Raw genomic sequence first — 18,509 nt, 5'->3', positions numbered from 1 at the left:
GGCGGCTTGGCTGAGCAGAGGCTGCGGGTGGTGCGCGACTCCGCTGCCGGCACCCCGCACGTCAGCGGGGCCGCGTCGGGACCGGTGGTCCAGGTGGATCTTGCGGCACCCGATGAACCGGCGACGGCGGCTCCAGCGGCTCCGGCGGATTCGGCCGCGTCCGCCGAGCCGGCGGATCCGGCCCAACCGGCCCAACCGGTGGATCCGGCCGAACCGGCAGATCCGGCCCCCGAGTCCGGCGGCGACGGTGCGCACGCGGCTCCGCGGACCCGGTCCGGGCGCAAGAAGCTCAAGTCCGCGGCCGTTGTCGGCGCCGCGGCGGCGCTCATCGCGGGTGTGGCGGGCACCGCGGTGCTGCTGCTCGGCAGCGGCGGCGACACCTTGGGCGGTCTCGCGGCCCGCCTGCCCGCCGGCGGCAAGCACCACGACCAGCCGCCCGCCAACGGCGGATCCGGCCGGGGCGGAGATCCGGCCCCCTCGGGCAAGCTGCGATTCACCGTCACCGGTGTGCACACCGGACTGGAACGCGTGGGCGGCGCCGTTCAGGGCGAATACGCCCAAGGCCGCTTTGTGATCGTCCGCATCGCCGTGCGCAACGCAGGGGAGCGGGCAACCATGTTCACCGACGCCGACCAGTTGCTCGTCGACTCAGCGGGCAGGCGCTACCGCCCCGACAACACGGCCGGCCTGCAGGCCGGAAATTCGGACCGGCTGTTCGGCCGCCTGGGACCGGGGAAAGAGGTCCGCGGCGGTCTGGTCTTCGACGTTCCGCGCGGTACCGATCCGGCAGCCCTGCACCTGCAGGACTTCACCGCCGCCGACGCCGCGCCCGCGGTGATCCGCCTGGACGCGTAACGGCGGACCTGCCGCGCGGCCGCACACCGGCCCCCGCTCTGGTTGGGGCGGCGCCTGCGGTGGCATACTGACCGCGGTCCACGACAGGGGGCGCGTCATGTCAGCAGGATTCGTGGCGGCGGTCAGCCGCCGAGCCGACCATACCTTCAGCAAGGACGGTGCCGAGGAGATCCGGGTCCTGGAGGGACTCGGCGTCGAGGGCGACGCACACCTGGGAACGACGGTGCAGCACCGGTCGCGGGTGGAGCGCGATCCCACGCAGCCCAACCTGCGCCAGGTCCACCTGATCCCCGCCGAACTGCACGACGAGCTGCGCGCAACCGGTTTCGAGGTCGGTCCCGGCGACCTCGGGGAGAACATCACCACCCGCGGACTGGATCTGCTCGCGCTGCCCACCGGAGCCCTCCTGCAGCTGGGTGCCGAAGCGGTCATCGAGGTCACGGGGCTGCGCAACCCCTGCCAGCAGATCGACGGCTTCCAGTCGGGCATGCTCAAGGCGGTCATCGGCCGCGACGCCGACGGCGCTCCCGTTTTCAAGGCCGGTGTGATGGCCGTTGTGCGGGCCACCGGCGGGGTCCGCCCGGGCGATGCGATCGCGGTGCGCGCGCCCGCCGGCCCGCACGTCCCGCTGGAGCGTGTCTGAGGGCCCCGATCGGCGCTGACCATGCCGAATGCCCGTCTCAGCGTTAAAACCCAGGCATTCCTGCATGATCGGTGGTGCGCCGAGCCGGCCCGGCAGCTAAGGCGCCAGCGCAGGGTTGCGGATCCACTCCTGGAGTTCGGCGCGGCGGTCGGAGTCGCACTTGAGCGGGCAGGTGGTGCAGAAGCCGTGCTCGGGGTCGCCCTTGTAGTCGAAGCAGCAGGTGCCCCGGACCGCCCAGGTGCCGCGCGGGTGGTCCTCGTAGAAGGGGAACAGCCGCGGGCGCGCGCGGGTGACCGCGCCGGATTCGAGCAGTGCCCGGCCGAGTTCGCCTGCGCGCTGCCAGGCGGCTTCGGGATCGCGGCCGAGGAAGCGGGCCGGGTTGAGCATGTAGAAGTGCTGGGTGTCGAGCACCCAGCCCCACAGTGTGCGCAGGCCGATGCGGGTGTGTTCGTGCAGCGCGTTGAGGATGGGGGAGAAGGCCTGCACCAGGTGGCGGGCGGCGATGTGGTCGAGGGCGGCGTTGTCGGGCACCACCACCGCGTCGGGGTGGCCGGCCGCGGGGTCGTCGGGCAGTACCGCCATGCGGGAGCTGGTGATGGTGGGGGTGCCGAATGTCGAGGTGGACAGCCACGGGAACCACAGGTGGCGTTCGTCCAGCAGCGCCGCCCGCCCGGTGAGGTAGATACCCGCCGACACCAGGAAGATGGGCTCGCGCAGCAGCGCGCGCATGAAGTGGGTGGCGCCCGGCAGCTTGTGGTCGGGGCCGTGGTGGGCGACGAGTTGGTTGAACAGGGTGGCGACCGCGCCCTCGGCGACCATGAGGTCGGTGCGGTACCAGTGCTCGGTGCCCGGGTGTTCGCGCGTGCGCTGAGTGGTCGCGGTGCGGATATCAGGCAGCGGCGCGAACTTGAGCGGCACACAGGCGTCGATCACCGCTTGCAGCGGGGCCTGCTCCTGGGCCATGCGGCCTCAGCCAACCTTCCTGCACCGCGTCGGGGACGTGCGGCTTCGGTACGCGGGAACATCGCGGCGCCCGAACGCCGGCCGGATGCACAACGGCGGCGACCTCGATCGCCGTTCTTTAGTTGAGGCTACCCTAATTCGCGAGGGCGGGGCAACGAGATCCCCGCGCCCCTCACCTGCACCCCCGCGGCACGGCAACCGCAGCGGCCGCGCGGGCCGGAGCGGAGCCCGGCCACCGGCGCGGCCGCCCCGCCGCAGTGCCGGCTGTCAGCGCGGCGGTGGGGGCCGGGCGGTGCCGCGCTCCAGCCACCACTGGGCGATGAGCAGGTTCACCACCCAGCTCAGCCAGATCGACGCACCCACCGCCGCCTCGGTCATGAGCTCGCGGTCGCCGCCGTAGACGCTGTCCAGGGTGGGTTCGGCGGCCAGGAAACACAGCACGAGCCAGACCCGGTTGGCGACGATCGAGAAGCACAGCGCGAAGCTGCGGACCATCCACACGCGGTGCCGGGCGTAGTCGCGCCGCCGCGCGGCGCGGTAGCCGGCCGCCGTGCAGCCGAACCAGAGCAGTGCCGCAAGCGCGTTGCCGCTGATCTGCGCCAGCCCTTGCTGCCCCAGCAGACCGGAGGCAAGCGCCAGCGGCGCGCTCGGCAGGACCCCGGCGAACACGTAAAGGCGCCCGCTCCACCGGTGCACCGCCGGGCGGCGCCGGCGCAGCCGCGGCCACACCTGCAGGCAGCAGCAGACCAGGGCGACCGTGCCGAACAGGATGTGGCTGAACAGCACCGGATAGTGCAGGGCCGAGCCTTCCTGCAGCGGCAGCCGCGCCTGCGCGGGGTAGAGAGTGGCGTAGGGCGGCAGGGAGAACGCGAGGAAAGCGGCGGTGACGGCGGCCAGCGGCAGTATCCAAGGCCGCCGCCACCAGCTCCGGTGCCGGGGCTGCGCAGCGTGCCCGGCCGGCGTCTTGGGCGCCGGTGCAGGGGGTGGGGACGGATCGCGGCGCGCGCTCACCGGCTCAGCCTCCGGTACCGGGCCAGCGCCAACGGGACGCACACGGCCAGGATCGCCGACGGCCACAGCACCGCCATGAGCACCGGGTGCTCGGCGACCCACGAGCCGCCGCCCGTGCCCGGGTTGCCGAAGAGCACCCGGGCGGCACCGACCACCGACGAGACGGGATTCCACTCGGCTACGGGCGCCAGCCAGGCGGGCATGTGCCCGGGCGGGGCGAACGTGGTCGAGACCACGCCCAGCGGGAACGCCAACGGGTACACGATCAGCCCGACGACGTTGGGGTTGGGCGCGGCCAGGCCCAGGTAGATGCCCACCCAGGTCATCGCGAACCGGAAGAGCAGCAGCAGTCCCACCGCCTGCGCGGCTTCGGCGGCCGTGCCCTGCCAGCTCCAGCCCACCAGCCATCCGCAGCCCAGCAGCACCGCCATCTCCAGCAGCGCCCGCAGCATGTCGGCGGCCGCGCGCCCGCTCAGCAGCGCCGATGTCGCCATGGGCATGGAGCGGAAGCGCCCCATCACGGCCTTGTCGGCGTCCAGCGCAACCCCGGTGGCGGTGGCGGCGATCGAGTACAGCATCGCCATGACGAAGATCCCCGGCATCAGGAAGGCGCGGAAGTCCGCGGCCCCGCCGGTGGTGCCGGCGGCCATGGTTTCGCCGAACACGAAGCCGAACACCAGCACCATCATCAGCGGGATGCACAGCGCCAGCAGCGGTTCGGCGGGGGAGCGCGCGGAGTGGACGAGGTTGCGCCCGGTGAGCACCCAGCCGTCGGCTGCCGCCCTGCTCAGGCGGCCGCGGCGCGCGGGTGCGGGCGCCGCAGGCGGCCCGCCCGGGGCCGGATCCGGCTGCGGCGGGGCGGGCGGAGAGGACGCGGCGGTCATGCCGGCACCTCCGCATCCTGGCTGCGGTGCCCAGCGCCGGCGGGGGCGCCGCGGGCGCCCGCGGCGCTGCCGGCATGCCCGGTCAGGCCGAGGAAGACGTCTTCCAGCGTGGGCCGGCGCAGCCCGATGTCCTCGGCGGCCAGACCCGCCTCGTCCAACGCCCGTACGATCGCGGTCAGCGCGTCGATCCGGCCGCGGGCGGCCACGGATGTACTGACACGGCGCTTCTCGGCGCGGACCTGCGGTACGGCGCCGCTGACACGGGCGGCGATTTCGGCCACCGCGGCCAGGTCGGCGGTCTCGGCGGCCACGATGTCGATCCGGTCTGCGCCGATGCGCGACTTCAGTTCGCGGGCGCTGCCGTCGGCGACGACCGCTCCGGTGTCGACCACGCAGATGCGGTCGGCGAGCCGGTCGGCCTCCTCCAGGTACTGGGTGGTCAGCAGCACGGTGGTGCCGGCGGCGACCAGGGCGCGCACCGAGTCCCAGACGGCGGTGCGGCTGCGCGGGTCCAATCCGGTGGTGGGCTCGTCCAGGAAGAGTACTTCGGGGTCGCGGACCAGGCTGGCGGCGAGGTCGAGCCGGCGCCGCATGCCGCCGGAGTAGTCCCGGGCCAGGCGCCGGGCGGCCCCGGTCAGCGCGAAACGCTCCAGCAGTTCGTCGGCGCGGCGGCGCGCACCGGCTGCGCCGAGCCCGCTGAGCCGGCCGAACATGGCCAGGTTGGCCCGGCCGCTGAGCAGTTCGTCGACGGCGGCGTACTGCCCGGTCAGCCCGATGCGTTCGCGGACCCGGTCGGGGGAGCGGGCGACGTCGAACCCGGCGACCTCCGCGCGGCCGGAGTCGCTGCGGCGCAGGGTGGCCAGGATTTCCACGGCCGTGGTCTTGCCCGCCCCGTTGGGGCCGAGCAGGGCGCAGACGGTTGCGCGGGGGACCGCGAGGTCGAAGCCGTCCAATGCCCGGGTCGCGCCGTAGCGCTTGTGCAGCCCTTCGGCGGTGACCGCGTATCGGTTCATCTCGGCACCCCTCCTTTCTGTGTATGGCGCACACTATTTAGTTTAAGAGATACACAGTCTTAGGATGGGAGTCAAGCCGAGCGATGATTGGCGGGCGATGGCGACACAACGCAGCGAGGACGACCGGCAAACCGGAGCCGGAACCGGAGGCGAATCCGAGGAGCGCTGGGAGCTGCTGTGGCGGGTGCGCGAGCGCCCCCGCCGCGGGCCGCGGCCCAAGCTGAGCCTGGACGGGGTGGTGGCCGCGGCCGTGGGCCTGGCCGACGCCGAAGGGCTCGATGCGGTGTCGATGCAGCGGGTGGCCGCCGAGCTCGGTTTCACGACGATGTCGCTGTACCGCTACGTCCCGAGCAAGGAGCGGCTCGTCGAGCTGATGGCCGACTCCGCGCTGGGTGCGCCCCCCGGCCCCGGCGGTGCCGGCGACTGGCGCGACCGGTTGGAGCTGCTCGTGCGAGAACTGGCCGCGCTGTACCGGCGCAGGCCCTGGTTGCTGCGCATGGAGGTCTCCGGGCCCCCGGCGGCGCCGATGCAGCTCGCCTGGTTCGAGGCCTACCTGGACTCACTGGCCGATTCCGGCCTGCCCGGAAGTGAGCGGGTCTCGGTGGTCCTGTTCATCGACGGGGCGGTCCGCGAACTCGCCCGCATCGCAGTGCAGATGGAGCAGGCCCGCCAACACAGCGGCGAGAGCGACGAGGCGGCCGGTGCCGCCCACGCGCGCGTGCTGCGCCGCTTTGCGGTGCCCGAGCGTTTTCCCAACGTGGCGGCCCTCGTCGCCGAGGGCGTCTTCGACCCGCCGCCGACCGACGGTGCCGACACCGCTGATGCGGGCAGCGGCAGTGAGCTTGTCGACGGGGTCGGCACCGACATCGTCTTCGGGCTGCACCGCCTGCTCGACGGCGTGCAGACCCACGTTCGGGAGCGCACGCGGGCCGGGTCCGGCTGAGGGGCACCGGACCCGGCCCGCGCTGCGCCCCCCGCGCCCGCGCCGACGTCCCGGCTCGCCGGCCGCCGGAGCGGCCGGCGGCTCAGCGCAGCAGCACCAAGTGGTGGCGCACCAGGGCCTGCAGGATCCGGGCCGTGGTCTCCGGCGGCGTGTTGGAGTCCGCCGCCAGTTCGCCCACTGTGGTCTGCGGGCGGCGCGCCAGTTCGGCCAGCACCGGCTCGGCGGCCGCTGGCAGGCGGTAGCGCTTGCCCGAGACCGTCAACGCCACTTGCTCGCCCTCGCGCTCCAGCGGCGGGGCCAGGATGGGGACGAACTCCACGCGGGTACCGGTGTGGGGCTCGGCACCGTCGACCGCCCAGGGCAGCGCAAACGTCTGCCGCCGGGGGAAGTGGGAGTCGCGCTCGGCCAGGAAACCGTCGAGGTCGTGCTGCTCGGCCGCGTCGGCGAGCCGGCGGATGAGTTCGTGGCGGTGCTTGTTCCGTTCTTCGGCGGAGGCGAAGCGCGGCAGATCGGCCCTAAAGAAATCTACGTCGTAAAGGTGCTCCAGGAGTGAACGCGCCCAGTCGATCCCCGTCGCCCGGGTGAACCCGAACGTCAGATGCATGCTGACATCGCCGGTGCCCTTGACCGTGTGCCACCAGCCGCGCGGCACGTGCAGCACGTGGCCGGGGGAGAGCACCCCCTCCCACACCGTGCCCTCGGGCGGGGTGTGGCTGTGGTCGGAGTCGACCTTCATCGGGTGCGGGCGGCTGCCGGGACCGTGCACCTGCCAGGACTTGGTCCCCTCCAGCTGCACGATGAAGGTGTCGTGGTCGTCCCAGTGGGTGTCGAAACCGTGGGAGTCGCCCCAGATGAGGTACAGGTTCACCTGCGCGCGCTCGCGCACCAGGCGCATCAGGTCATCGGTGGCCGCACGGATCGGCGGGTGCAGCCGGTCCACAGCGTCCAGCACCAGGCTCGCGCCCTCGCGCAGTTCGCGGTAGAGGCCGTCGGGCCGGATCGCGGTGCGCTCGGCGCCGGAGGTGCGGCCCTGGTCGGTGTAGCGGGCGGCGGTTACGGGCGCGCCCTTGCGGTGCAGCCGGATCCGCGGCGGCTCCAGCGCGCTGTCGGCCAGGATGCCGTTGAGCGCCTCAAAGGTCAGCAGCGGCCGGACGGCCTCGGCGCCCAGGTCGGCGAAAACGACCTCGGAGGACAGCCGCGCGGAGAGGAGATCCTCGCCCGCGGCGGCGCGCAGTGTCTCGGTGAACAGGCGGTCGGTCACGTGGGGTGCCTCCACTGCGGCGGTTGGGCGGTTGCGGCGGTGGGCCGTCGGGCCGCCGGAGGCGGTGCGCGCCTCCGGCGGCTTGTCCGATGGCAATCGGGTCATGCTGACCCGGTCGGTCAGATGAAGTCGGAGCTGGAGTCGGTGCCGTCGTTGTCGCCGCCGGCGGTGGTGTCGCGCGACGTGACCTCGGTCAGCTCCTCGACCTCGATGTCGAACTCAGTGGCGTCCATGGCGTCTCCTGTCCTGTGCGTGTTGGCGGTTGGGACTCGGTGCCCGCCCGTTGCCGGGTCGCCCCGGCCGCGCCATCAGGCGCCGGGTGGCGCACCGCCACCCCCGCTGAGGGGGAGGCGCGCCGCCCCCGCGCCGCTGCGCGGGGGGTGCGGCCGCCGCTCCCGGCGCGGCCGCATGCCTGGGATGATCACGGTTGCTCCCGCCGCCCCGCAGCGGTACCGGCAGGTTGCGGCCCGGGTACCGGTGCGTGCGGCGGAGCCAGGCCGGTCGCGGCGGCCGCAAAGGCATGTGCGTCGGCGGCCAGTTCGATCGCCCTGGTCACCGCCCGCGGCCCATGGCCGACGCCGCGCTCGTAGCGCAGCAGCGCCGGGCGCTCGCCGGCACCGCTGTGCAGGAGCGCGGCGCACATCTTGCGCGGGTGCGCGGCGTCGGTGCGGGTGTCGCCGTGGAAACCGGTGAGCAGCACGGCAGGGCGGCCCGGGGCTCCGTCGGCCAGCACAAGGTGGTAGGGCGAGTACGACATCAGCGCGGCGAAATCCTGCGGGTCCTGGGCCGTGCCGAACTCGCGGGTCCACATCGCGCCCAGACCCATCCGCTCGAATCGGCTCATGTCGGCCAGCGGTGCCGAAGCGATGACGGATCCGCTCACGTCGGGCCGCCGGGCGGCGGCTGCCAGCACCAGCAGCCCGCCGGCCGAACCGCCCGACAGGCACAACTGGCCGCGGGTGCACGCGCCTTCGGCGACGAGCGCATCGGCGGCGGCCACCAGGTCCTCGACCGCCCGGGGCTTATTGCGTCCCGCCCCGCGCAGGTGCCATCCGCGCCCGAAATCGCCGCCGCCCCGCACGTGGGCGACCGCGTAGCGGCCCCCGGCCAGCAGCCAGGCCAGCACCGTCGCGCTGAACCCGAACTGGCGCGGGCGGCCGAACCCGCCGTAGGCGTGCAGGATGGTGGGGCCGGGCCCCGCGCCGGACCCGGCGGGCGCGCCGGTACCGGCAGCGGAGAACACGGTGACCGGTACCAGCGTGCCGTCTGCCGAACGGCACTGCGTGGTGCGGCGCCGCACGTTCGCGGGCGGCTCGGGCAGCGCCCCGTGCGGCCACGGGCGCGGCCGGGTACCGCCCGGGTCGAGCACCAGAACGCACTGCTGGGTGGCGACGTCGGCGTAGCACAGGTGGGCGCCGCCTCGGCCATCGGACTCCAGCAGGGTGGCCATGCCTTCGCCCGGCAGGCCGATGCTGCGCAGCGGCCTGCCGTCGGCGCAATCATGGGCGGTGAGTTCGCTGATGCCCAGCCGGGTGCGGGCGAGCAGCAGTTCGGGGCGCCGGGCGGTGCCGGTCGCGGCGAAGCCGTCGAGGATCGCCTGCGGGTCCTCGCCGACGACCTCGCGCCAGTGGGCGGTGCCGGGCGTGCGCGGGTCGGTGGCGCAGATGCGGCGCCGCTCCGCCCCTAGCGTCGTGCGCAGATACAGCAGGCCGTCGGGGCCGAGGTCGGGGTGGGACTCGGCCTCTTCACCCGCGTGGACGGTGCGCCACAGCGGCCGCTCCAACGGGGCGGGATCCGCACCCGCACCCGCGCCCGGGCCGGGCCCTTGGCCAAGACCAGCCGCCGCCCCCGCTTCCTCTGCCTGCGGTGCGCCCGGGGCGAGGTCGGCGATCCAGATGTCGTTGCGGTGCCCGGTGCCGTGGCTTTCGGTGACCACCAGCCAGCGTTCGCCCAGCAGCCGCACCCCCGGCACCGTGTGCGGACCGGTGCAGGCGCGCACGAGCACGTCGGATCCGGTGCCCGCAGGCGAGACGCGGTGCAGCCACACCCCGCGCCGGCCGCCGCCGTTGTCGCGGCGCACGTAGTAGAAGGTGCCGGGGCCGGCCCAGGCGACGTTGGAGTAGCGCACCCCCTCGATCGGTTCCTCGACCGGCAGGCCGGTCTCGACCGACAGCACCCGCAGCGCGCCCCGTTCGGTCCCGCCGGTGGAGGTCTGCACGGCCACGCACCGGCCGTCCGGCGAAGGTTCCCAGGAGTCCAGCGTGGTGGCGCCGCTGGGGTCGAAGGCGTGCGGGTCGAACACCACCCGTTCCCGGTCGCCGGCGGGCTCGAAGCAGACCACGGCCGGGTGGTCGCCGCCGGCCGGGCGGCGGGTGGCGAAGACCCGGCCACCGCGGTGCAGCGGCGGGCTCCACAGGTCTGCGGCCACCAGGCCGCGGATGCGTTCGGCAAGCCGATCGCGCAGCGGCCATCCTGCGGCGGCAGCGGCGAATTCGCGGTCGCGCTCGGCCAGCCAACGCTGTGTGGCAGGTGAGTCGGGCTCCTCCAGCCAGCGGTAAGGGTCGGCGGGCGCGCCCCGGGCGGTGTTGTCGGCGGCGTACAGCAGCGCGGCCCGGCCGTCGCCGCGAGGGGCGCTGTGGTGCGGCCCGGCCATGCTCACTCGGCGCCCGGAAAGGGCGGGCGGGCGGGGGCGGGCGGGGGGACCAGGCCAAAGCCGCAGATGCGCACGCCTACATACTTCAGAAGGGGCCGGATTCCGGTCAAGGTAGTCGTCAGTGGCCCACAGACACCGAAATATGGCTATCGGGGCAGGTTTGCCGGTTCGCGGGCCGCCCGGTTCGCCGGCATCCGGCCGTACCCGTTGACAGGCCGCAGCGGCCCGCGGAGCCCGGCGCCACCGGCGGCAAGCGACCCGGCCCGCCCCGGCCCGGTGCCCGCCCGGCCGCTGCCGCCTCGGCCCGTTGGGTCAGGTCAGGTCGCCCCCGGCACCCGGCCCGCGCTGTAGTCGGCCAGCAGTTCCCCGGTGTCGCAGGTCCGGGTGCTCAGCGGGCCGGGGCACAGCGCCGCCAGCGACGCCCGGTAACCCGGGCCCGCATCCAGGTCGGTGAGCCGGACGTGCTCGGGCGCGTGGGCGGAGTCCCAGGCCAGCACCTCGGCCGGGTCGAAGGGGCCGCTGACACCCACGTTGGTCAGCCCGCCGGAAAGCCCGTCGCCGGTGGCCTTGAGCAGCGCCTCTTTGCGGGCCCAGTAGCCGAAGAAGCCCGCGGCGCGCTGTTCAGCGGGCAGCGCGTCCAGAGCGCGGCGCTCGGCCGGGGTCAGGCAGAAATCGGCGAGGCCCTCGGTGTCGCGCTCGGGCGCGACCTGCTCGACGTCGGCTCCCACGGCCGTACCCCGCGCCAGGGCGAGCAGCACCCGGTCGCCGGAGTGGCTGAAGGAGATCTCCAGCCCGGCGGCGGCTCCTGCGGGGTGGGGTTTGCCGTGTGGCGCGGACCGCCCGCCGGCGGCGGAGGAGGAGCCGTTCGGCCCTTCGCCGCGCCGCTCGCAGGCGCGGCAGCGCAGAGTGAAGGCGACCTCGGCGGGGGAGCACCCGGTTTCGCGGGCCAGCGCCAGCCGCGCCAGCGCATGGGCGACCAGGTAGCGGTCGCGGTCGGCCTGCTGGTGGAAGCGCGCGTGTCGCTCCCGTTCGCCGGGGTCGAGCAGGTTGCGGAGTTCCGGAGCGGCATCGCGGGGGGATGCCCACCACAGTTGGCACGTCAGCTCAGTCACCGTCCCATTCTGGCCCGAGCCGCCAACCCCCGCCACAGCAGCGGCCGCACCGCCGCGTGCGGCCGCGCCCACCCGCGCCCCACCGGCAACACGCGCAACACGCGCGGCAACACTCTGCCCCGGCAACACCGGCACCACCCCCGCGGAAGAGCGCGCCCGGCCGCAGACGCGCGAATCCGGCAAACCGGCAAAGGGACCCTTGCGGCGGGTATGAAACAGCGCCCCGCCGGGAATCCAACGGGCAGACGCCTAACGGTGCGGGCCCGCCCGCACCGCGGGCCGGTCAGCCCGCTCGCCAGGGAGGCCCCCGTGTCCGTCATGGTGCTGTTCGGTATCGCAACTCTGGCCGTTCTCGGCCTGCTGATCGCCCTGTTCATCGTGGCGTTCGTCGTCCGCGGCCCCTCGCTTGAGGACGAGACCCCCGACGACGACACCATCGAGGAGTCCTTCCACACCCACGGAGTGCACTTGGGCTGACTCACGCGGCTCTATCATCGGAGCGCACGGCCCCCCGAGCCAGCACCGAGATGGAGTTCCCCATGGCAGAAGAGACCAGGCCGGCATTCGCGGCCGAGCGCCGCGAACGAATCCTGGAACTGGTGCGGGCCAACGGCGCCATGGCATTGCGCGAGATCGCCTCGCGGGTGCGCGCCTCCGAGGTGACGGTCCGGCGCGATGTGCGCGCGCTGGAGTCCGAGGGCCTCCTCGACCGCCGCCGCGGCGGCGCCGCCCTGCCCGGGCGGCTGGGCTACGAGCAGAGCTACGCCCAAAAGACCGGCCAAGCCGCCCCCGAGAAACTCGCGATCGCCGCTGCGGCCGCCCGCCTGATCGAGGACGACGACGCCGTGGTGCTGGGCGCCGGCACCACCACCGAGGCGCTGGCGCGCGAACTGGTTGGCCGGCAGAACCTCACCGTGGTGACCAACTCGCTGCTGGTGGCCGACGTGCTGGCTTCGGCGCCCGGAGTCGAGGTGGTGATGACCGGCGGTTCGCTGCGCGGGTCGATCCGGGCGCTGGTGGGCACCGCGGCCGAGCAGGCGCTCGCGGGCCTGCGGGTGCGCCAGGCATTCGTCTCGGGCAACGGGGTCACCGCCGAACGCGGGTTGAGCACCCCCAACCCCGCCGTGGCCAGTGTCGACCGCTCCCTGGCGTCCTGCGCCGAGGAGATCGTGGTCCTGGCCGACCACACCAAGGTCGGCGCCGACACCATGGTCCAGACCGTGGCACCCGAGCACATCGCCCACCTGATCACCGACAACCACGCCGACCCCGAGGTCCTGATGACCTTGGAGGACATGGGCACCGTGGTGCATGTGGCGGTGTTGGAGATCGACCGGGGAGAATGACCGCAGGGGCGGCCCGTGGTGCCGAAGGGCCGCCGCCCTTTACGCTTCCTGCTGTTGGCGAACGCACCCCGACCCCATTGGAGCGCCTATGCCGACCCCGGTGACCCTGCCCGAGCCGTGGGCGCGGTCCAAGGTGGCCGTCGTCGTCCCCACCTACGACGAGGCCGAGAACCTGCCGATCCTGGCCGAGCGGTTGCTCGGCCTGGACCTGCCCGAACTGCGGCTGGTCGTCGTCGACGACAACTCTCCCGACGGCACCGGGCGGATCGCCGAGAAGATCGCCGCCGAACGCAACACCCCCGGCCGCGAACGCGTCACCGTGCTGCACCGCACCGCAAAGGAAGGGCTGGGGCGGGCCTACGTCGCAGGGATGAGCCGGGCGCTGGACGACGGCGCCGACTTCGTCGTGCAGATGGACGCCGACCTCAGCCACCCGCCCCGCTATGTCCCGCAACTGCTCGGCACCATGCTCTCGACAGGGGCCGGCGTGGTGATCGGCAGCCGCTACGTGCCCGGCGGCAGCCTCTCCCGGCAGTGGAGCCCGCACCGGCGGCTCCTCAGCGGATGGGCCAACACCTACGTCAAAGCGGTCCTGGCCATGCCGGTCCGCGACGTCACGGCCGGGTTCAAGATCTGGCGCCGCGAGGCGCTGGAGGCATTGGACCTGCCGAGTATCCAGAGCAGCGGTTACAGCTTCCAGGTCGAGATGCACTACCGCGCCTTCACCCGCGGCCAGAAGCTGGTCGAGATCCCCATCCACTTCGAGGACCGCCGCGAGGGCGCCAGCAAGATGGATTTGGCGGTGCAGTTGGAGTCGGCGCTGCGCCCCGTCCGCCTGCGAGCCGCCGAACGCCGCACCGCCCGCGGGCACTGAACCGCCCCCGGCCGCCCACCCCGCCGGGCCGCGTTCAGCGCGGGCCGGGCGGGGTGCGCAGCACGGTATCGGCGATGCACTGCGCCAGGGCCTCGGCGTGGCCGCGGACGCGCGGGACGGTGGTACCGGACTCGCCGCGGCGGACCGCGCCGACCGCGAACAGGCGCCGGGACGCCTCGCCGGAGGCCGTGGCCAGCGCACCGCACCCGAAAGCGGCCAGCCCGAAACCGGCACCGCCGGGACCGGGGTCCGCGCCCTCGACCGGGGGCGGGGCGGCCACCGCCGGGTCGCCGGTGGCGACGACGGCCGCCGCCGCCGCGACACGCTCACCAGAGTCCAGGCGCACGCATGCGCCGCCGTTGCCCGCGCTGACCCCGACCGCACGGGCCGCGCAGGTGTGCAACGACGCGTAGGGGGCGGCCCAGGCTGCCGTGGTGGCCAGGGTGTCGGAAAGGTAGTCGCCGTAGACGCGGCGGGACAGCAGGGTCTCCGGGCCGCACGCGGCCGGGGCGAGCGCCGTGGGGCCCGCGCCCGCCGGGTCTGCGGCCCGGCCCGCCCGCAGGCCCGCCGATCGGCGCGCACGGGCCCAGTCCATCAGGTGGCAGGGGCGGTCGGGCAGTGCCGACATGTGTTTGACCGGGGTCTCCAGCAGGCATTCGCCGCCGGGCCCGCCGAAGGGCCTGCCGCGCGCGAAGCGGCCGTGCTCGTCGATCAGCACGATCCGGTAGCTCAGGCGCAGCCACGTTGTGGCGCGCAGCAGTGCGATGGCGGCCAGGGCAGCCCCTGCTCCGCCGCCGGCGAACGCGATGGCCGGCCCGCCGCCGTCCTTGGCCGCAGCTCCCATGATCCCGACTCTAGTGCGCCGGCCGCCCGCGTCGATCATTCCGGGCTGCCGACATCACCGCTCACCGGATGCACCGCCCGGGCGGGAGGGTTCGCCCGCAGACGAGCCGGGGCACGCGTCCATCGGCGGGTCGCTCACCCCGCAGAACATCCGGTCGGTGGCCGGTGCCGCCGGTTTGCGGCGCAGCAGGGCCAGCGCCAGCAGTCCCGCCGCGGCCGCCGCGGCGGCGATGATCAGCATCGCCGCGTCGAATCCGGCGGCGATGCCCCCGGGTCCGCCGACCCCGGCCAGCACCGGCACCGCCGCCACCCCGATCAACTGCGCGGTGCGCGCGAGCGTGTTGTTGACCCCCGAGGCGACCCCGGCGTGGCGTTCGGGCGCCGCGGCCAGCACGGTGGCGGTCAGCGGCGCCACCGCCGTGGACAGCCCCAGCCCCACCAGCAGCACACCGGGCAGCACCCCGGTGGCATAGGAGTCGCCCGGAGACAGCCGCGAGAGCACCACCAGGCCGGTGCCCAGCACCAGAGGGCCGATGGTGAGCTGCCAGCGGGGGCCGATGCGTTCGGCCAGGCGCCCGGACTGGCCCGACAGGGTCAGCATGAGCACCGTGATAGGCAGCGATGCCGCCCCCGCCTCGACCGCCGAGTAGCCCAACACCTCCTGCAGATAGATGACCAGCAGGAACAGCAGTGGTCCCAGCGCTCCGTACATCAGCACCGTCACCACGTTGGTCACCGTGAACCGGCTGGACGAGAAGATGTCGAGCGGAAGCATGGGGTGGGTGCTGCGGTGCTCCGCGGTTGCGAAGGCCGCCAGCGCCGCCAGGCCCGCGACCGCGGCGGAGGCGGTGCGCCAGTCGCCGAGGCCGGTTTCGCCGGCCTCGATCAGGGCGTAGGTGAGGCCGGCCAGTCCGGCCATGCCCAGCAGCGCGCCCGTGTAGTCCAACCGTGCGGGCGCCTGGGGGTCGCGCGATTCGGACAGGCGCGTCCACGCGATCAGCAGCACGGCCGCCGCAAGAGGCAGGTTGATCAGGAAGATGAGCCGCCAGGAGCCGACGTCGACCAGCCAGCCCCCGACGAACGGGCCGATCGCCGAGGCGACCCCGGTCAGCCCCGACCACGCCCCGATGGCGCGCGCCCGGTCCTGTTTGCGGAAACCCGCCTGCAGGATCGCCAGGCTGCCCGGGGTCAGCAGCGCCCCGCCGACCCCCTGCAGCACCCGCCCGGCGACCAGCCAGCCCAGGTCCGGTGCCAGCGAGCACAGCGCCGAGGCCAGCGCGAACCACGCCACCCCCAGGCCGAACACCCGCACCCGCCCGAACCGGTCGCTCAACGACCCGCTGAGCAGGATCAGCGCCGACAGCGTCACCATGTAGCCGTTGACGGTCCACTGCAGGCCGGACACGTCCGCGCCCAGCTCGGCGCTGATCGCGGGCAGCGCCACGTTGACCACGGTGGAGTCGAGGAAGGCCATTCCCGAGGCGAGCACGGTGGCCGTCAGCATCCACCGGGCCTTGGCAGTGCCCCACGCGGCACCGCCGGCGTGCGGTGCGGCGGAATCCGCGGACCCCATCGCTCTCACCCTCCCCGGACGCGGACGGCGTGTGCGCCGGGCCGGCGCACACGGCTGCGGGCGGGCCCGCCCGGGCCCGCCCGCAGTCACCTTACGGCGCGGTTCGGCGTTGCGGCCGCCGCCCGTGCGGGTGTCGGGGCGGCCGGTCGCCTACTCGCTGGCCAGCGCCGCGGTGATCGATGTCCGTGCCGCCTGGCGCGAGGGCATGACCGAGGCCAGCAGCCCGGCCAGGATCGCCACTGCGATGAATACGGCGATCTGGCCTACGGGCATGCTGAACAGCGTTTCGTTGAAGATCGACACCGATACACTCCAGCCGATGACCACGCCCAGGCCGATGCCCACGGCGGCCCCGATCAGGCAGAGCAGTACCGCCTCCAGGCTGAGCATCAGCCGCAGTTGGCCGCGTTTGAGCCCGAGTGCCCGCAGCATCGCCGACTCGCGGGTGCGTTCCAGGACCGACAGCGCCAGCGTGTTGGCGATACCGAACACCGCGATGATCACCGCCATGCCGAGCATCGCCACGATCGCCAGGAAGGCGGTGTCCAGCTGGTCCTCCATCCCTTGGCGTACCTGGGCCATCGATTCGGCCCGCAGTTCGGGGTGGTCCTCCAAACCCGCGAGGACCGCGTCGCGCAGCTCCTTGTCGCTCGCGCCCTCGGCGCCTTGGACCTGCACTTTGTAGTCGCCGTCGACGCTGGGGAAGGCCGTCGCGAAATCCTCGGGCGCCATCACCACATCTTGGACCGGCCCCAGTTCGGTGAGTACTGCGGCGACCTCGTAGGAGCGCTCGCCTTGCTCGGTGTCCAGCTTCACGGTGTCGCCGACTCCGGGGCTCCCGTCATAATCGGCCGGCACTGCGACGCTGCCCGCCTGTACGTCGGCGGGATCGCCGGCCTGGGCCTCCATGCCCGGGTCGCCGCTGGTGAAGGTCACAACATAGGACAGCTCCCCGTCGGTCACGACCGAGGTGCGCTGGGCGAGCACGTTCGCGATCTCGGGTGCTTCCCGCAGCTTCGCGGAGACCTCAGGGGGGACGCTGGGGCCCTCGCCGGTGAACTGCGCACTGATCTCGTAGTCGGCGGGGAACTGCTGGTCGAGCCGTGCGGTGGTGGTGCGCATCACGGTCGCGTTGACCACCGAGTAGCCGGCGATAAGGGTCGCACCGACGGTCAGGGCGATCATCGCGGTTGCGGCCCGGCGCGGGTTGCGCCGCGAGTTGTCGGTGGCCAGCGTGCCGGAAACCCCCAGCATCCGCATCAGCGGCATGACCGCGGCCACGACCGCGCGTACGAGCAGCGGGCTGAGGACGACCACCCCGGCGAACGCCACAATTCCGCCGCCGACCGTGAAGATGATGGCTTCCGGCGGGTCGAAGTCCCCGGTTACGCCGACCGCGGTCACTCCGGCCGCGGCGAGCAGCAGTACAGTACCCATCGCGGTGCGCACGATGCCGAAGCGCTTGTCCAGCCCGGTGGCCACCGCGCTGGTACGCAGTGCCGCCAGCGGCGGCACGAAGGTGGCGCGCCGAGCGGGCAGCAGCGCTGAGAACAGGGTGACCGCGGTGCCGACCGCCAGCGCGATGAGCACCGACTGCGGAGCCACCACCAGCGAAACGCCGCTCTGGTCAGCTTCCAAAGCAGTGGCGCCCAGCGTGAAGCCGGCATAGCCCACGCCGATACCGGCGAGCACGCCCGCGGCCGAGGACACCAGCCCCACCACCAGCGCCTCAAGGAGCACGCTGGTGAACACCTGCCGTCGTACGGCGCCGACGCAGCGCAGCAGCGCCATCTCGCGTTGGCGCTGGGCCACCAGGATGGAGAAGGTGTTGTGGATGACGATGGCCGCGACCAGGACCGAGATCGCGGCGAAGAGCATGAGCGCGATGGAAAAGGTCTGGGCCTGCGCCCCGGTTCGCTCGGCCAGCATTTCGCCGTACGCCTGACCGGTCTGCACCTCGGTGCCGGGGCCGGTCACGTCGGCGACGGCGTCGGCCGCCTGCTGCGCCGGCACGCCCTCGGCGGCGATGGCGTCCAGTTCGGTGAAGGCGTCGGTGCCGGTCATCTGCTGAGCGGTCTGCGGCGTGAATGCGACCGCGCCGCGGTAGCTGATCTCCTGGTCGACACCGAAGTCGATGAGACCGGTGATCTCGAAGGAGTTCTTCTCGCCGTCGTGGTCGAGCACGGTTACGGTGTCGCCGACCTCGTAGCCGGTGACGTCGGCGGAGGTGGTGGCCAGGGCCGCCTCACCCGGGGCTTGGGGGAGTTCGCCCTCGGCGGCCGAGTAGCGGGAGAGGCCGGCCACCGAGATCCCAAGGGTGGCCTGGCTGCCCACGGCTTGGCCGTCCTTGTCCAGGAGCGGGGTGTCGCCGGTGATGGTCCCGGAGGCGCGGTCGATCTCTGGAAGGTCGCGGACCTCGGCCAGCGCCTCGGGAGCGATTGTTCTGGGTTCCTCGCCCAACGGGGGTTCTTCCGGCACGGCGATGGCGTCCATGGTCTGGGCCGATCCCATGACCTGGTTGCGGAAGCTCTCCTG

General features: G+C 73.4%; 16 protein-coding genes. 6 read left to right on the top strand and 10 right to left on the bottom strand.

Translation table 11 applies throughout. The annotated features are described in order from the left end of the window. Nucleotides 1-6: 6 nt before the first annotated feature. Together ACYVD5_RS10765 and ACYVD5_RS10760 are read left to right on the top strand one after the other, a co-directional pair. A complete protein-coding gene (locus tag ACYVD5_RS10765) occupies nt 7-855 on the top strand; it encodes a DUF4352 domain-containing protein (RefSeq protein ID WP_461000828.1) in 849 nt (282 codons plus the stop codon). Nucleotides 856-952: 97 nt separating this feature from the next. Further along, a complete protein-coding gene (locus ACYVD5_RS10760) occupies nt 953-1,498 on the top strand; it encodes an MOSC domain-containing protein (protein ID WP_461000827.1) in 546 nt (181 codons plus the stop codon). A gap of 96 nt (nt 1,499-1,594) precedes the next feature. Here the strand turns inward: ACYVD5_RS10760 and ACYVD5_RS10755 are convergent, their stop codons facing one another. The 4 genes from ACYVD5_RS10755 to ACYVD5_RS10740 form a co-directional block, all read right to left on the bottom strand. Continuing rightward, the gene (locus ACYVD5_RS10755) at nt 1,595-2,461 is read right to left on the bottom strand and encodes a (2Fe-2S)-binding protein (protein WP_461000826.1); all 867 of its coding nucleotides are present in this window, start codon (nt 2,459-2,461) and stop codon (nt 1,595-1,597) included. A gap of 267 nt (nt 2,462-2,728) precedes the next feature. After that, nucleotides 2,729-3,472, bottom strand: coding sequence for a DUF2306 domain-containing protein (locus tag ACYVD5_RS10750; RefSeq protein WP_461000825.1), 744 nt, complete (start codon nt 3,470-3,472; stop codon nt 2,729-2,731). Beyond that, nucleotides 3,469-4,356, bottom strand: coding sequence for an ABC transporter permease (locus tag ACYVD5_RS10745; protein WP_461000824.1), 888 nt, complete (start codon nt 4,354-4,356; stop codon nt 3,469-3,471). Before ACYVD5_RS10745 ends, ACYVD5_RS10750 begins: the two co-directional genes overlap by 4 nt. Next, nucleotides 4,353-5,369 carry an ATP-binding cassette domain-containing protein gene (locus tag ACYVD5_RS10740; RefSeq protein WP_461000823.1) on the bottom strand — a complete coding sequence of 339 codons (1,017 nt, stop codon included), beginning with the start codon at nt 5,367-5,369 and terminating at the stop codon, nt 4,353-4,355. Before ACYVD5_RS10740 ends, ACYVD5_RS10745 begins: the two co-directional genes overlap by 4 nt. A gap of 97 nt (nt 5,370-5,466) precedes the next feature. Between ACYVD5_RS10740 and ACYVD5_RS10735 the strand changes: the two genes are divergently transcribed. Then, the gene (locus tag ACYVD5_RS10735) at nt 5,467-6,312 is read left to right on the top strand and encodes a TetR/AcrR family transcriptional regulator (RefSeq protein ID WP_461000822.1); all 846 of its coding nucleotides are present in this window, start codon (nt 5,467-5,469) and stop codon (nt 6,310-6,312) included. Nucleotides 6,313-6,394: 82 nt separating this feature from the next. On the opposite strand, the gene ACYVD5_RS10730 is transcribed toward ACYVD5_RS10735, so the two are convergent. The 3 genes from ACYVD5_RS10730 to ACYVD5_RS10720 all read right to left on the bottom strand — a co-directional run bounded on the left by ACYVD5_RS10730 (nt 6,395) and on the right by ACYVD5_RS10720 (nt 11,338). Next, the gene (locus ACYVD5_RS10730) at nt 6,395-7,573 is read right to left on the bottom strand and encodes a JmjC domain-containing protein (RefSeq protein WP_461000821.1); all 1,179 of its coding nucleotides are present in this window, start codon (nt 7,571-7,573) and stop codon (nt 6,395-6,397) included. A 421-nt stretch (nt 7,574-7,994) separates the two neighbouring features. Further along, a complete protein-coding gene (locus tag ACYVD5_RS10725; protein WP_461000820.1) occupies nt 7,995-10,226 on the bottom strand; it encodes a prolyl oligopeptidase family serine peptidase in 2,232 nt (743 codons plus the stop codon). Between the two features lie 317 nt (nt 10,227-10,543). Next, the gene (locus ACYVD5_RS10720) at nt 10,544-11,338 is read right to left on the bottom strand and encodes a 4'-phosphopantetheinyl transferase family protein (protein ID WP_461000819.1); all 795 of its coding nucleotides are present in this window, start codon (nt 11,336-11,338) and stop codon (nt 10,544-10,546) included. A 309-nt stretch (nt 11,339-11,647) separates the two neighbouring features. Here ACYVD5_RS10720 and ACYVD5_RS10715 point away from each other — a divergent pair, with 309 nt between their 5' ends. The 3 genes from ACYVD5_RS10715 to ACYVD5_RS10705 all read left to right on the top strand — a co-directional run bounded on the left by ACYVD5_RS10715 (nt 11,648) and on the right by ACYVD5_RS10705 (nt 13,558). Continuing rightward, complete coding sequence (locus ACYVD5_RS10715) at nt 11,648-11,815, top strand: hypothetical protein (protein WP_461000818.1); 168 nt, start codon at nt 11,648-11,650, stop codon at nt 11,813-11,815. Nucleotides 11,816-11,877: 62 nt separating this feature from the next. After that, nucleotides 11,878-12,684, top strand: coding sequence for a DeoR/GlpR family DNA-binding transcription regulator (locus ACYVD5_RS10710; RefSeq protein WP_461000817.1), 807 nt, complete (start codon nt 11,878-11,880; stop codon nt 12,682-12,684). Nucleotides 12,685-12,772: 88 nt separating this feature from the next. Continuing rightward, a complete protein-coding gene (locus ACYVD5_RS10705) occupies nt 12,773-13,558 on the top strand; it encodes a polyprenol monophosphomannose synthase (protein ID WP_461000816.1) in 786 nt (261 codons plus the stop codon). A gap of 34 nt (nt 13,559-13,592) precedes the next feature. Here the strand turns inward: ACYVD5_RS10705 and ACYVD5_RS10700 are convergent, their stop codons facing one another. The 3 genes from ACYVD5_RS10700 to ACYVD5_RS10690 all read right to left on the bottom strand — a co-directional run. Beyond that, the gene (locus ACYVD5_RS10700; protein ID WP_461000815.1) at nt 13,593-14,402 is read right to left on the bottom strand and encodes an FAD/NAD(P)-binding protein; all 810 of its coding nucleotides are present in this window, start codon (nt 14,400-14,402) and stop codon (nt 13,593-13,595) included. Between the two features lie 54 nt (nt 14,403-14,456). Continuing rightward, the gene (locus tag ACYVD5_RS10695) at nt 14,457-15,974 is read right to left on the bottom strand and encodes an MFS transporter (RefSeq protein WP_461000814.1); all 1,518 of its coding nucleotides are present in this window, start codon (nt 15,972-15,974) and stop codon (nt 14,457-14,459) included. A gap of 150 nt (nt 15,975-16,124) precedes the next feature. Continuing rightward, the coding region (locus tag ACYVD5_RS10690) for an ABC transporter permease (RefSeq protein WP_461000813.1) at nt 16,125-18,509 on the bottom strand (2,385 nt) is incomplete at its 5' end.

The organism is Streptomonospora sediminis, from assembly GCF_054778995.1.
Note: the sequence above shows the minus strand (reverse complement) of the source record. Positions and strands in the feature narration are given on the sequence as shown.

Coding starts and splice junctions, on each gene's coding strand:
- ACYVD5_RS10735 (WP_461000822.1), top strand. CDS start 5,467: ATGGCGACACAACGCAGCGAGGACGACCGGCAAACCGGAGCCGGAACC.
- ACYVD5_RS10725 (WP_461000820.1), bottom strand. CDS start 10,226: ATGGCCGGGCCGCACCACAGCGCCCCTCGCGGCGACGGCCGGGCCGCG.
- ACYVD5_RS10740 (WP_461000823.1), bottom strand. CDS start 5,369: ATGAACCGATACGCGGTCACCGCCGAAGGGCTGCACAAGCGCTACGGC.
- ACYVD5_RS10700 (WP_461000815.1), bottom strand. CDS start 14,402: ATGGGAGCTGCGGCCAAGGACGGCGGCGGGCCGGCCATCGCGTTCGCC.
- ACYVD5_RS10695 (WP_461000814.1), bottom strand. CDS start 15,974: ATGGGGTCCGCGGATTCCGCCGCACCGCACGCCGGCGGTGCCGCGTGG.
- ACYVD5_RS10760 (WP_461000827.1), top strand. CDS start 953: ATGTCAGCAGGATTCGTGGCGGCGGTCAGCCGCCGAGCCGACCATACC.
- ACYVD5_RS10745 (WP_461000824.1), bottom strand. CDS start 4,356: ATGACCGCCGCGTCCTCTCCGCCCGCCCCGCCGCAGCCGGATCCGGCC.
- ACYVD5_RS10710 (WP_461000817.1), top strand. CDS start 11,878: ATGGCAGAAGAGACCAGGCCGGCATTCGCGGCCGAGCGCCGCGAACGA.
- ACYVD5_RS10705 (WP_461000816.1), top strand. CDS start 12,773: ATGCCGACCCCGGTGACCCTGCCCGAGCCGTGGGCGCGGTCCAAGGTG.
- ACYVD5_RS10755 (WP_461000826.1), bottom strand. CDS start 2,461: ATGGCCCAGGAGCAGGCCCCGCTGCAAGCGGTGATCGACGCCTGTGTG.